This is a genomic window from Actinophytocola sediminis, assembly GCF_054779715.1.
Genome location: NZ_BAAGXS010000019.1, coordinates 101,794 through 114,250, shown reverse-complemented (window position 1 = coordinate 114,250; position 12,457 = coordinate 101,794). Strand labels below are relative to the sequence as shown.

Genomic DNA, 12,457 nt, shown 5'->3' with positions numbered 1-12,457 from the left:
TGCAGGAGGCGATGACAGTGTCCGACGAGATGATCGTCAAGCAGCCGCTCCCGACCGTGCGGCTCCAGCAGTTCGATGACCTCGCGCTCCGGGCCGCGGAGAAGGGCGGGAACCCGGTTCTCGCCGAGATCGCCCGGGACGTCCGCGCCGGTCGACTGACCCTGCGCGAGGCCGCGGCCAGTTCCGCGTACCACGACACGTTCGCCGAGGGCGCGGCCAAGGCCATGACGTCGTTGCGCGAGCTGGGCCCGATCGAGGACGGTGACGACGAACGTTCCCTGGAGCAGCGCCTCGACGACCTGGTCGCGGGACTGTCGGAGTGGGAGCGGGAGATCGTCGAGCAGCCCGGCCCGACCGACACCCCCGCCCCCGAGCCCACCCCCACAGCCACCGATGATTCGTACTTCGACGGCACGTCCCTCATGGTCGGGCCCGAGGTCTACCGGACCGGCACGCCGGCGCACCGGACGCGGTGGAACCGCCGGTGGTGATGACCCGACCGCTGGTTGGGTCAGAAGCCGGGGAACACCCGACGCAGCTCGTCGAGCGTGACACCGCCCTCGACGGTGACGCCGTTGGCGTACGGCGCCTTGAGCCGGCCGCTGACCAGCCGGACGAACGCCTCCGCCGGCCCGTTGAACGTCGCGGACGGTGACTCGAGGTGGTCCACCACGGTGACCGCGTCGTCGATCACCAGCCCGGCGCCGGGGATCGCGACGGACACCGGGTCCGGAAGCTCGGCCGGCTTCGCGAGGAAGCCCAACAGGAAGCCCATCGGCCCGGCCAGGAGGTCGACGAGCACCGCCGCCGAGTCGGCGTCCACGCCGGCACTGGGGTCGACGGCCACCCGCACGTCCCACGAGTGGTTGGCCACCTCGCTGAGTCGCATGCCAAGGGCGGTCAGCAGCGGGACCGGCTCCGGCAGGAAGCCGAGGTCCACGGTCAGCGAGGAGCGCTGCTCCGGCGTGAGCGCCTCGACCAGGTCGAGCCAGCGGCCGTTGTGCTCAAGGAAGCCCTCGGCCTGCGTACGCGGCGCGGACGCGTCCCAGCGGGCCCAGATCGTCTGGTTGTCCTCGACCGCCACGGTCTCTCCGGCGGCCGAGGCGATCGGCGCGCGACCGATCTCCGCACCGCTGCCGAGGTGGGACAGGACCTGGGCGACCGTCCATTCCTCGGCGCCGCTGGTGGCCGCCAGCTGGTCGTCGGTGAAGGTGGTGGCAAGCCCGGCGAGCGTGTCGTGCTCGGAACGGAGGGCGGCGATCGTGCGGTCCACGAGTTGACTCATGCCATGCGCAACTCCGGAACGACCGCCTGTGTTCCGCTGATCAACGCGGAACCGACCACACCGGCTCCGCGGCGCTGATACCGCCTTCCCCGCAGGTACCCCCCTTCCGGATACTGGCGGGATGCGCGTGGAGATCAGTGTTGAGTCGTTGGCCGGGGTGCGGGTCGCGGCGGCGGCCGGAGCCGCGCGGGTCGAGTTGTGTGCCGGGCTGTCCGATGGCGGGCTCACACCCAGCGCCGCGCTCATCGAGGCCGCCGCCGAGCTGGCCGAGGTGCACGTGCTCGTTCGGCCCCGGCCCGGCGGGTTCCACTACGACCCCGACGAGCTGGACCTCATCGCCCGGGATGTCGCCGGCGCCCGCCGGTACGGCGCGGCCGGGGTCGTGGTCGGGGCGCTGACCGCCGACGGCCGGATCAGCGACTCCTGTGCCGCGTTCGTCGACGCGGCGGACGGGATCCAGACCACCTTCCATCGCGCCATCGACGTCAGCGCGGACTCCCGGCAGGCCCTGGACCGCATCGCCGCGCTGGGGTTCACCCGCGTGCTGACCTCCGGGCGGCGCCTGTCGGTCCTCGACGGCGCGCCGCTCATCAGCGAACTCGTCGGCCGGACCAGTGTCGAGGTGATGGCGTGCGGCGGGGTGCGGGCCGCCAACGCCGCGTGGGTCGTCGCGCAGACCGGGGTCCGCGACCTGCACGCGGGACCCCGCAGGCCAACCGGGACCGCCGCACCGGGCGAGGTGTCCTACGCCGGTCTGGACGTGCCCGCCGGCCACGACCGCTTCGAGACCGACCCGGACGAGGTCAGCGCGCTCTGTGCGGTCACGAGCTAGCTAGAGGGTGATCCCGTGGCCGCGCAGCCATGGGAGTGGGTCGATCTTGTTGCCGCCCTCGTGGACCTCGAAGTGCAGGTGCGGGCCGGTGGACTGGCCGCGGTTGCCCATGGTGGCGATCTGTTCCCCGGCGGCCACCTGTTGGCCGACGCTGACCAGGGACTCGTTGATGTGGCCGTAGACGGTGATCTCCCCGGAGGGATGCTGGACCCGGACCCACAGGCCGAACCCACTCGCCGGGCCGGAGTCGATGACCTCACCGGCCATCGCCGACAGAATCGGGGTGCCGATGCTGTTGGCGATGTCGATGCCGAAGTGGATGGTGCCGCCGCGGGCGCCGTAGCCGGACGTGAACGTGCCCTGGGCGGGGCGGACGACCTCCCCCGAACCGCCAGAGCCGCCCGAACCGGCGCTGCTCAGCTCGGCGCGGCGGTCGGCGAGGCGGGAGGTCTCGGCCTTGGCCTCGTCCTGGACGTCGACGGCGGTGCGGTAGGCGCGTTCGGCGTCGGTCCTGGCCTTCGCGGCGGCGTCGCGGTTGGTCACGGCCTGGTCGAGCGCCGACTGTGCCTGGCGGTCGGCGGTGGACCTGCGGTCCACCGCCTTGCTGGTGGAGTCCAGGACGTCGACGTACTCGGCGGACAGGGCACGCAACATCGACGCGCGGTCCAGCAGCTCCCCCGGGCTCTCGACGCCGAGGTAGGCACGGATCGAGCCGATGGTGCCCTGGTGTTGGAAGCTCGCGGCGGCGAACTCGTCGAACTCCAGCCTTGTCGCCTGCTCGTGCTCGGTGGCCGCGCTGGCCTCCGCCCTGGTCCGGTTCACCGCGCCGGCTGCGGCCTTCGCGGCGGCCTCGGCCTTCTTGTGGCGCTGGTCGGCGACGGCGAACGCCTCGAACGTCTTGGCCAGGCGGGCCTGCGCCGCGTCCAGCTCCGCCTCGGCCGCGGCCAACTGGTCGTCCACCGAGGGCTGGGCAGCGGCGGACGGCATGATCATCATCGAGGCGACGGTCGTTGCGGCCAGCAGGACCACGAACGTGGCTCGCGTCTGTCGTCGACGCGCACCCATGGGAGCTCCAGTGCGGGTTCGGGGCACGCGGCGCGGGGACACCGTTGCGCACCCGGGGGCGGGGTGCCGCGACTATGCGGCACCGGCCACCCGGAATCCACCCGATTAGGACATGTGTCACAACATTCGGATAACATGAACCATTCGGGGGTTGACTCCGGGCGCCTGGTAGGCAGTCCGGAGACGAGATCTGTGGGCCCGCCTGGTCAATGTGCGGGCACCGACACGCAGACCATCGTGGTGTCCTCGATGGCCTCGACGATCCCCGGCGCCTGCTCCGGCACGTGCACGAAATCGCCTGCCCGCACAATCACGGCGTCGCCTTCGGCCCCCACTCGCAACGCTCCGCTGAGCACCACCCAGACCTCCGCGTACGAGGCCGGCAGGTCGGCGCGCGCCCCCGCGTAGAAGAACGACGTATAGGCACTCATCGACCCGCCGGCGTCCTTGTCGAGGGCGGGCGCGATCAGGATCCGGTCGCCGAAACGGACCGCGTCCTCGCCGATCGCCGAACTGAACCCGCGGACCCGCGGGGGCGTGCCAGCCATGCGCAAGACCTCCCAGTCGTGTTCGGGAAACGGTAGAACCTCGACCAAGGCCGAGGTCAAGCGTCCGCGGCGAACTAGAGCGCTTTAGTGCTAGCGCGGTACCCTCCCCATGACCGGAAGAGGGTGGGTCCACTGGCGAGGCAGGCCGATCCGGCGCGCGGCGGGCGGAAGGCGACGATCAAGGACGTCGCCGCGCGGGCCGGGGTGTCTCCCTCGGCGGTGACGATCGCGTTGCACGACAAGCCGGGGGTCTCGGTCGCCACGCGGGAGCGCATCCTGGCGGCCGCTCGGGAACTGGGGTGGCGGCCGAACCTGGCCGCGTCCTCGCTGGCCGGACATCGCGTCCACACCGTGGGTCTGGCGATCGCGCGGCCGGCGCGGCTGTTGGGGCTGGAGCCCTTCTACATGGAGTTCATCTCCGGGATCGAGAGTGTGCTCAAGCACCGGTCGTGCTCGCTGCTGCTGCGACTGGTGGAACCCGACGAGGAAGTCGAGGTGCACCGCGAGTGGTGGCAGGGCGGTCGGGTCAACGGCAGCATCCTCGTGGATCTGCGGGTGAACGACCCGCGGGTCCCGGCGTTGAGCGGGATCGGGCTGCCGGCCGTCGTGGTCGGGCACCCGAGTCTGGCCGGGCCGTTCACCTCGGTCTGGACCGATGACGCCGCCGCCATCGAGGAGGCCGTGCGTTACCTGGCCGCGTTGGGGCATCGGCGGATCGCCAGGGTCAGCGGGCCGGCCGAGCTCGGGCACAGCGTGCTCCGCACCGAGGCGTTCACCTCGGTCGCCGGGCAGTTGGGGCTGGAGGCCAGCACCGTCGTGGCCGACTTCTCCGCCGACCAGGGCAGCCGGGCGTGCCGGGGCCTGCTGGCGGCGGCCCGGCCGCCGACGGCGATCGTGTTCGACAACGACGTCATGGCGGTGGCCGCGCTCGGGGTGGCGGCGGAGTTCGGGCTGTCGGTGCCCGGGGACCTGTCGGTGCTCGCGTGGGACGACTCCCAGCTGTGCCAGCTCACCCGGCCGACGCTGTCGGCGATGCGACACGACGTGTTCTCCTTCGGGGCGCAGGCCGCGCGGACGCTGTTCGCGGTCATCGACGGCGCGCCCCCGGCCGCCAGCCAGCTCGCGCACGTGCCGAGCCTGGTTCCGCGCGGGTCCACCGCGCCACCGGTTCACTAGTGCGTTTTAGTTCGGCATTGACGTTGTTACTACGGAAGACTTACCGTCTATGGGATAGAGCGCTCTAGTTCGGATCGCCGACCCTGCAAGGCAAAGTCCGACATAGAGGAGAACCTCGTGCACCCGAAAGCGTTCCGTCGACGGCTTGGCGCGGCCACCGCGGTCGTGCTCACCGCACTGGGAGTCCTGTTCGTGGCACCGCCCCGGGACGCGCTGGCGTTCCCGGCATCGTCCCGCCAGCAGGTGATCGACTACCTCGGCTCGATCACCGGCCGCCACATCGTCTCCGGGCAGCACAACAAGGAACCCGCCAGCCTTCCCGGCCAGTACACCCAGCAGGTCAAGGACATCACCGGCCAGTACCCCGGCCTGTGGGGCGGCGACCTGATGTTCCGGCCGGAGGACGTCGCCAATCGCCAGCGGGTCATCGACCAGGCGAGGACCGAGTGGGCCAACGGCTCGCTGGTCACCCTGACCTGGCACGTCTGCACGCCGACCGGCGCCAGCACCTGTCAGTTCGACGGCGGCGTGCGGACCAACATCACCGACGACCAGTTCGCCCAGGTCGTCACCGACGGCACCAGCCTCAACAACGCCTGGAAACGACGGCTCGACGAGGTCGTGCCGTACCTCCAACAGCTGAAGGCGGCGGGGGTGCCGGTGCTGTTCCGGCCGTTGCACGAGATGAACGAGTCCTGGAACTGGTGGGGCGACCGGCCGGGTGCCGACGGCGGCGCGCGGCTGTACCGGATCACGCACGACTACCTGGTGGGCAAGGGGCTGGACAACCTGGTCTGGGTGTGGAACGTGCAGGACAACCCGGCCGGGAACTGGGCGGCCTACTACCCGGGGCACCAGTACGTCGACGTGGTGTCGCTGGACGTCTGGTACAAGGGCTACCCCAGTTCGGCCGACTACCAACAACTCCAGGGCATCGCCGCCGGCAGGCCGATCGCGGTCGCCGAGACGGGCAAGATCCCCAACGCGTCCCTTCTGGACAGCCAGACCCGCTGGACATACTTCATGGTCTGGTCAGAACAGTTGCGTGGCAACAACACCAACACCGAGATCCAGGCAGGCTACTTCCACCCACGAGTGCTCAACCAGGGAGAGTTCACCATCCCCGGGGCGTAGGTGGCATGCCCTGAATGGGTCATTGGCGACGTTCAACGTCCGCAACGACCCATTCAGGGCATCCGCTTGTCAGTGGGGCACCGCCAGGGTTTGGTGGTGGCGGTACTGCTGGACGTTCACCGGTGCGGGCAGGCCGGCGTACAGGTCGGCCATGGTGTGGCGCATGCCCTCCATGTGCTGGTCGTGGGCCTCCTTGCTCTCCCAGGCGGAGTACAGCAGCGTCGAGCTGCCGTCGAGCGCGATGTGGAAGCTGCCCTCCACCGGGGACCCGATGTCCGGGATCGTCCGGAGGCGCTCCAGCAGGGCGTCGATGTGCCGTTCGGCGTCGGCGTGGTCCTCGCTCGTGCGGATGACCGTGTGGTAGCACGTGGCCCGCGCGTCGGGTGCCGCGTCCATGCCGTGGTGGAGCCGGTACCGAAACGTCGTACTGCCCGGCATGAGGGAGTCCGGCAGGGCACTGTCCGAACGGAACTGGTACACCGCGAGGAGCGTGGTGTCGTCGAGGCTGGTGAAGATGTTCACCGACAGCAGGCCGGCGGGCCACGGGGCGCGCTGCCAGTGCGTGCCAAGGCTTTCCGCGGTGTCCCACAGCGATTCGCCGGGTGTCACGGTGGTCAGTTCCACGGCCGTCAGCGCGGCGTCCTGGCGGTCGAGCGCGGCCGGGGCGGCGGCCGACGGGGTCGTCGTCACGGCCGCACCTCCGGGATGACGTCCAGCGCCAGCTCGTAGACCATGGGGTTCGCCCTGGCGTCCAGGTACTCGTCGTCCATCATGCGCTGGACCGACGCGCGCCACTCTGGGTTCTTGCGGGCGTCGGCGAGCGCGGTGCCGCTCGCCCAGCGGGCGACGTTGATGAACCGGAACCGGGCGTCGTCGGCGAGCGCCCGGTACATCTCGGCGCCGACGAACCCGGGCTGGCGGGACATGACCGTGGCGTTGTCGCGCCAGCGTTCGAGGAACCGCGCGGCCTGCGCCACCGGCACCTCGAACACGTTGATCATCGTGACCGTGTCGGTCCCGATCGCGTCGGTCAGCCCGACGGCCTCGCCGGGGTCGCGCCCGACCGTGGAGCGGGCGAGTTTGACGGTGTCGTTCATCGTGTCCTCCTCGGAGAAGTGGCGGCCCGGGCCGCCGTGATCGTGTGACAACGACCCGGGCCGCGCACGCGCACGACACCGCCGCCTCGTGAGCGGTCGGGCGCCGAACGCGTCCCCGGGCGCCGGTTTACCGGCCCTCGGTGCGACTGTTGACGAACTCGATGACCAGTCGTGGGGTGGTGAGCGTGTCGATGTCGTCGTCGGACACCTCGATACCGACGTCGTCCTGCAGCCGGGTCATCAGCTCGTACACCGCGAGCGAGTCGTAGCCGAGCTCAGCGAAACTGACGTCCACAGTGGACTCGGTGATCGCCGTGCCGGAGTCGGTGCCAAGGCACGTGGCGATCGTGTCGCCGAGCTCGGCGACGGTGAACGGGGACATCAACGCACCTCCGGAGTGGGTTTGACGGAACCGGTCTCGGCCCCGACCACGACCGCGAGCTGTCCGGCCACGGTGACCCGCAGCTCGTGCCGGGACGGGAAGGCGCGGCCGGACACCCGCAGTGGCACCGCGTGGCCCGGCCCGACGATGACCGGTGCGCGGAACGTCGCCGTCCACGCGGTCACCGGCACCGGGCCACCAAGGACGGTGGCCAGCACCCGCAGGGCGAGCCCCACGGTCAACATGCCGTGCGCGACCACGCCGGGCAGGCCCGCCTCGGCCGCCGCTGCCGTGTCGAGGTGGATCGGGTTCGGGTCGTCCGCGGCGGCCGCGTAGCTGGCGAGGTCGGTGTGCCGCACGGGTACCGCGAACGGTCCCCACTCCGGTTCGTCGGCGACCGGCGCCGTCGTCGGCCGCCCGGTGCTCGTGCCGGGTGCCACCAGAGTGGTCAACGCCGTGCACACCGGCCGCCCCGCGCCGTCGCGCACCTCGGTGTCCACTCTGGACACCACCATGCCGCCGACGGTGCGCCGGTCCCGCAGCCGGGCCCTGGCGTCGAGCACGTCACCAGCCCGGATCGGCCGGTGGTGGGTCAGCTCCTGGCCGCGATGCACGGTCCCGGAGTAGGCCGGCCCCAGCAGCTCCCGGACCGCCCGCAGCACGGGGACGATGGCGAACGTCGGCGGCACCGTGTCCCGGGGTTCACCGAGCACGCTGGCGAACGCGCTGATGGCCGAGTCCCGTACCGGCATCGTGGTGACGATCATGGTGGTCATGGCGCCAGCACGACCTGTCCGCAGTAGGCCAGCCCGGCGCCAAAACCCAGCAGCAGCACCGGTGCGCCGCTCGGCACGGAGCCACTGTCGAGCACCCGGGACAACGCCAGCGGCACCGACGCGCTGCTGGTGTTGCCCGCGTCGCGCACGTCGCGGGCCACCACCGCGTCCGGCGCGAGCCCCAGCTCGGCGGCCATGATCTCGATCATCCGCAGGTTCGCCTGGTGTGGCACGAAAGCCGCCAGGTCGGCCGGCCGCAGACCGGCGGCCGCGATGGCTTTCCGAGCGGCGGGCAGCACGTCGGTCATCGACCACCGGAACACCCGTTTGCCGTCCATCCGCAGCGTTGGCCGGGGTTCCGGCGGGTCGTCCCAGAGGCTGGTCATCCGCAGCGCCTCGATGGCGCCGCCGCTGCCGCGCACGGCGGGCCCGATTCCCGGCTCCGCCGACGGCCCGACCACCGCGGCGCCCGCGCCGTCGGCGAGCAGGAACGAGGTGCCCCGGTCGTGCGGGTCGGCGACGTCGCGCATCCGTTCCACGCTCACCACCAGCACGTGGTCGGCCTGGCCGAGGGCGATGGTGTCCGCGGCCGACGCCAGCGCGTGGCAGAACCCCGCGCATCCGGCGCCGAGGTCGAACCCGCTCGCGCCGTGCGCGCCGAGCCGGTCGGCGACCGCGTTGGCCAGTGCCGGCACGTGGACCTTGTTCGAGCAGGTCGTCACGATCACGTGGTCGACCTGGTCCGGGGTGAGCCCGGCGTGCGCGAGCGCCTTGGCGCCCGCCTCCGCGCCCATCATCGGCAGCGTCTCGTCCCACGCGGCGAACCCGCGCGCCGTGATGCCGGACCTGGTCTCGATCCACTCCTCGGTCGAGTCGATCAGCTCGCAGATCTCGGCGTTCGACACCGATCGTCGCGGCCGGTAGGCGCCGACCCCGAGCAGCCGGCTGTGCCCGCGCCGCGGGATGGTGAGCGTCTTCCCGGTCATGGCCGGCCTCCTGGGCTGGTGGGAATCGGGTTCGACCGGGTTCTCCTGGCCGAACCAGCGGCGCAGCGCACCGGGCAGCGACCCGCATGCGCCGGACAGCCAGGCGATGTGCCCGTCGGGCCGGACGAGCAGCGCGGACGGGGAACCCGGCACGGTAGCCAGTTCGGCGGCCAGTTCGGTGATGTCCACTCGGTCGGCCCACGGTGCCGCCGCCGCGCGCAGGTGGTCCGCGTCGCCGGACACCAGCAGCGCACCCCGCCCGGGATTGGGCAGGCGGCAGGTCGCCCGCGTGCCGACGAGCGGATGGTCATCGCCCAGGTCGTAGCGCACGTCCAGGCCACCGACCAGCGCGGCGAGGTGGCCCTGGACCGCAGGGTAGGCCGCCAGCTCGCCCAGCAGCGTCCGCAGCGGCTCCACCTCCCGGCCGCCGAACAGCACCTCGGCCTGGGCCTGGATGGCGGTCAGGGTCCTGGCGCCGACGGCGTGCCGCTCGTCGTGGTAACTGTCCAGCAGCTCCTCGCGCGCCCGGCCCGCCACCCGCGCGGCGAGCTTCCAGCCGAGGTTCGCCGCGTCCTGCAGGCCGAGGTTGAGGGCCAGGCCGGCGATCGGCGGCTGCTGGTGCGCGGCGTCGCCGGCGAACAGGATCCGGCCATGCCGGTAGCTGGTCAGCTGCCGGACGGCGTCGGTGAAGTTGTTGACCCACACCGGTTTGCCGGCACCGAGGTCGTCCCCGACCACCCGCGCCCACATCCCGACCAGCTCGCTGAACCCGCCGGCGGCCGGCCGGCCGAACTCGTGCACCATCACCCTGGTCAGCCCGCCGGGCAGCCGGCCCGCCGTGGCGAATCCCCGGGGCAGCCGGTGGAACCGCCGGCCGGGGATGTCGATGCCGGCGATGTCGGCCCGGAACAGCTCGCGGGTCGCCGGCCTGCCGGGGAACTCGGCGCCGACCAGCGCCCGCACCGTGCTCTGTTCGCCGTCGCACGCGACGACGAAGTCCGCGCGCACGGTGACCGGGCCCCGTGCGCCGGACGCCACGACGTCCACTCCCGACCCCGTGTCGGTCAGCGCACACACCTCGTACCCTCGGCGGATGTCCGCGCCGAGCCCGCCGGCCCAGTCCTCCAGCACGCGGGCCGTCGTGGCCTGTAGGACCTTCCACTGTCCCGGGTAGCCGGTCGGCGCGGCCAGGCTGACCGGGATGCCGCCGAAGTGCCCGGTGAGCTCGTTGGGCGGGGAACCCAGCCGGGCCACCAGGTCACGCCCGTCGAGGAGCTCCATGGTGCGGGCGTGCAGCGTCGAGGCGCGTGACTCGGTCGTCGGCTCGGTGCGGGTCTCCAGCACGACGACGTCCGCGCCGCCGAGCCGCAGCTCACCCGCGAGCAGCAGACCCACCGGTCCCCCACCGACGACCACGACCTGGGTCACGTCCGGCACCACCGTCACCGCCTCGCTTCGGCGTACGCCCTGGCGTGGTCGAGCGTGGCCCTGCTGTTGGCGGACAACGAGTTCGCGACCAGCTCCCGCGCGGCGGCGGCGTCCGCGCCGGGACCGAGCAGCGCGAAGTTGTCCTGGTTGAGCACCACGGTGTGCCGCGAGGTGGCCACCACCCCGTCACCGGTGTCGCGAAACGACCAGTACCCGGTGTGCAGCCGCATCAGCGGTGGCAACGTGACCTGTTTGTAGGCGATCCCGTGGGACGGCAGGCACACGCGGTGGGACCTGGTGGTGTGCGTCGACCCGTCGCGGGCCAGGGTGTCCATCTCCAGCAACTGCACGCCGGGCGCGGACTCGGTCAGCCGCACCGACGCCACGTGCGGCAACCGCTCCGCCCACCGGTTCGCCTCGTACACGAAGTCGTACAGGTCCTTGGCCGCGCCGTCGACGCGCACGCTGTCCGTCAGGGAGAACGTCAGCTCGTCGGTGCCCGGCTCCGCCGTGGCCGCCAGCGCGGCCAGTTCGGCTTGGGAGTTGGTGTCCACGGCGCGGTCGATGCGCTCCAGGTCCACCGGGTCGTCGTCGACCGCCCGGTAGGTGTGTCCGAGCCGGACGCGGGAGCTGTTGTCCGTCAACGGTTCCACCTGCCAGCTACCGGTCATCGACGCGACCGGCGGTGGCGAGATCTCCTGGCGGAACTCGATCCGCCGCGCCGTGGGGTCCAGCACGCGCAGGGAGGTCCAGTCCCGCACGTCCCCGTTCGCGGTGGCCCAGATCCGGATCCGCTCCGTCCCGTCGGTTTCGTCAAGGCGTCGCACATGGATGGTCGGCGGGAAGATCCGCGGCCAGTTCGCCACGTCCGCGAGCAGCCCGTACACCTCGTCGGCTCCGGCGTCCACCACGATCTCGTGCTCGACGTCGCGCACAGCCATCCCCTTCCTAGAAGTTGCCGAGACCGCCGCAGACGTTGATCGCCTGCGCGGTGATGGACGCGGCCGAGGCGGACACCAGGTAGCCGACGAGCCCGGCGACCTCCTCCGGTGTCGAGTACCGGCCGAGCGGGATCTTCGCGAGGAACCGCGCCAGCACCTGGTCCTCGGTGAGGTCCAGCCCGGCCGCGTGCCGCTGCCGGATCTGGGCCGCCATGGGGGTTTCCACGTATCCGGGACACACCGCGTTGACGGTGACCCCGGTCGGCCCGAGCTCGTTGCCGAGCGCCTTGGTGAACCCGACCACGCCGTGTTTGGACGCCGAGTACGGCGCGCCGTACACCACCCCCTGCTTTCCCGCCGTGGACGCGATGTTGACGATCCGGCCGTGGCCGGCCGCCAGCATGCCGCCGGTGGTGAGCACCGCGCGGGTCAGTCGGAACACGCTGGTGAGGTTGGTCGCCAGCACGTCGTCCCACAGGTCGTCGGTGAGCTGAGCGGTCACTCCTCCCCCGCTGCGGCCCGCGTTGTTCACCAGCACGGACACCGGGCCGAATCGGGCGAGCGCGGCCTCGACGAACCGCGGCACCGCCTCCCCGGACCGCACGTCCAGCGGGACGCCGTCGACGTCGTATCCCTTCTCCCGCAACGCTTTCACCGTCGCGATGACGTTCTCCTCGGTCCGCGCGCCGATGAACACGCGGTGGCCGGTGGCCGCGAGCTGGTCGGTGACGGCGAGTCCGATACCGCTGGTCGCCCCGGTCACCAGGGCCACGGGGTGTTCCCCGGTCATGGTTCCTCCCGTTCGTG

Annotated in this window: 14 protein-coding genes; 4 read left to right on the top strand and 10 right to left on the bottom strand. The window is 71.7% G+C overall.

Translation table 11 applies throughout. From position 1 onward, the window contains the following. The first annotated feature begins 11 nt into the window (after nucleotides 1–11). A complete protein-coding gene (locus ACYVIP_RS12435) occupies nucleotides 12–491 on the top strand; it encodes a hypothetical protein (RefSeq protein ID WP_460395436.1) in 480 nt (159 codons plus the stop codon). A 20-nt stretch (nucleotides 492–511) separates the two neighbouring features. On the opposite strand, the gene ACYVIP_RS12430 is transcribed toward ACYVIP_RS12435, so the two are convergent. Then, nucleotides 512–1,285 carry a maleylpyruvate isomerase family mycothiol-dependent enzyme gene (locus ACYVIP_RS12430; RefSeq protein WP_460395434.1) on the bottom strand — a complete coding sequence of 258 codons (774 nt, stop codon included), beginning with the start codon at nucleotides 1,283–1,285 and terminating at the stop codon, nucleotides 512–514. Between the two features lie 121 nt (nucleotides 1,286–1,406). On the opposite strand from ACYVIP_RS12430, the gene ACYVIP_RS12425 reads away from it, so the two are divergent. Next, entirely contained in the window at nucleotides 1,407–2,117 is a 711-nt protein-coding gene (locus ACYVIP_RS12425; RefSeq protein WP_460395432.1) for a copper homeostasis protein CutC, read from the top strand. Here ACYVIP_RS12425 and ACYVIP_RS12420 read toward each other — a convergent pair whose 3' ends face one another. After that, complete coding sequence (locus ACYVIP_RS12420; RefSeq protein ID WP_460395430.1) at nucleotides 2,118–3,182, bottom strand: M23 family metallopeptidase; 1,065 nt, start codon at nucleotides 3,180–3,182, stop codon at nucleotides 2,118–2,120. Between the two features lie 206 nt (nucleotides 3,183–3,388). Beyond that, complete coding sequence (locus ACYVIP_RS12415; RefSeq protein ID WP_460395428.1) at nucleotides 3,389–3,730, bottom strand: cupin domain-containing protein; 342 nt, start codon at nucleotides 3,728–3,730, stop codon at nucleotides 3,389–3,391. 123 nt (nucleotides 3,731–3,853) lie between these two features. Between ACYVIP_RS12415 and ACYVIP_RS12410 the strand changes: the two genes are divergently transcribed. Both ACYVIP_RS12410 and ACYVIP_RS12405 read left to right on the top strand, forming a co-directional pair. Beyond that, a complete protein-coding gene (locus ACYVIP_RS12410) occupies nucleotides 3,854–4,906 on the top strand; it encodes a LacI family DNA-binding transcriptional regulator (protein ID WP_460395426.1) in 1,053 nt (350 codons plus the stop codon). 117 nt (nucleotides 4,907–5,023) lie between these two features. Further along, on the top strand, nucleotides 5,024–6,040 hold the full coding sequence (locus tag ACYVIP_RS12405) for a glycosyl hydrolase (RefSeq protein WP_460395424.1): 1,017 nt from the start codon (nucleotides 5,024–5,026) through the stop codon (nucleotides 6,038–6,040). Between the two features lie 69 nt (nucleotides 6,041–6,109). On the opposite strand, the gene ACYVIP_RS12400 is transcribed toward ACYVIP_RS12405, so the two are convergent. The 7 genes from ACYVIP_RS12400 to ACYVIP_RS12370 all read right to left on the bottom strand — a co-directional run bounded on the left by ACYVIP_RS12400 (nucleotide 6,110) and on the right by ACYVIP_RS12370 (nucleotide 12,440). After that, nucleotides 6,110–6,730, bottom strand: coding sequence for a hypothetical protein (locus ACYVIP_RS12400; protein ID WP_460395422.1), 621 nt, complete (start codon nucleotides 6,728–6,730; stop codon nucleotides 6,110–6,112). Then, complete coding sequence (locus ACYVIP_RS12395; protein ID WP_460395420.1) at nucleotides 6,727–7,137, bottom strand: antibiotic biosynthesis monooxygenase family protein; 411 nt, start codon at nucleotides 7,135–7,137, stop codon at nucleotides 6,727–6,729. Before ACYVIP_RS12395 ends, ACYVIP_RS12400 begins: the two co-directional genes overlap by 4 nt. A 127-nt stretch (nucleotides 7,138–7,264) precedes the next feature. Further along, nucleotides 7,265–7,519 carry an acyl carrier protein gene (locus ACYVIP_RS12390; RefSeq protein ID WP_460395418.1) on the bottom strand — a complete coding sequence of 85 codons (255 nt, stop codon included), beginning with the start codon at nucleotides 7,517–7,519 and terminating at the stop codon, nucleotides 7,265–7,267. Continuing rightward, nucleotides 7,519–8,295 carry a MaoC/PaaZ C-terminal domain-containing protein gene (locus tag ACYVIP_RS12385; RefSeq protein ID WP_460395416.1) on the bottom strand — a complete coding sequence of 259 codons (777 nt, stop codon included), beginning with the start codon at nucleotides 8,293–8,295 and terminating at the stop codon, nucleotides 7,519–7,521. Before ACYVIP_RS12385 ends, ACYVIP_RS12390 begins: the two co-directional genes overlap by 1 nt. Continuing rightward, nucleotides 8,292–10,709 carry a beta-ketoacyl-ACP synthase 3 gene (locus tag ACYVIP_RS12380; protein WP_460395414.1) on the bottom strand — a complete coding sequence of 806 codons (2,418 nt, stop codon included), beginning with the start codon at nucleotides 10,707–10,709 and terminating at the stop codon, nucleotides 8,292–8,294. Before ACYVIP_RS12380 ends, ACYVIP_RS12385 begins: the two co-directional genes overlap by 4 nt. Before the next feature lie 14 nt (nucleotides 10,710–10,723). Then, complete coding sequence (locus ACYVIP_RS12375; protein ID WP_460395412.1) at nucleotides 10,724–11,650, bottom strand: aromatase/cyclase; 927 nt, start codon at nucleotides 11,648–11,650, stop codon at nucleotides 10,724–10,726. A 7-nt stretch (nucleotides 11,651–11,657) separates the two neighbouring features. Further along, nucleotides 11,658–12,440, bottom strand: a complete 783-nt coding sequence (locus tag ACYVIP_RS12370) for an SDR family NAD(P)-dependent oxidoreductase (protein WP_460395410.1) — start codon at nucleotides 12,438–12,440, stop codon at nucleotides 11,658–11,660. Nucleotides 12,441–12,457 lie beyond the last annotated feature (17 nt).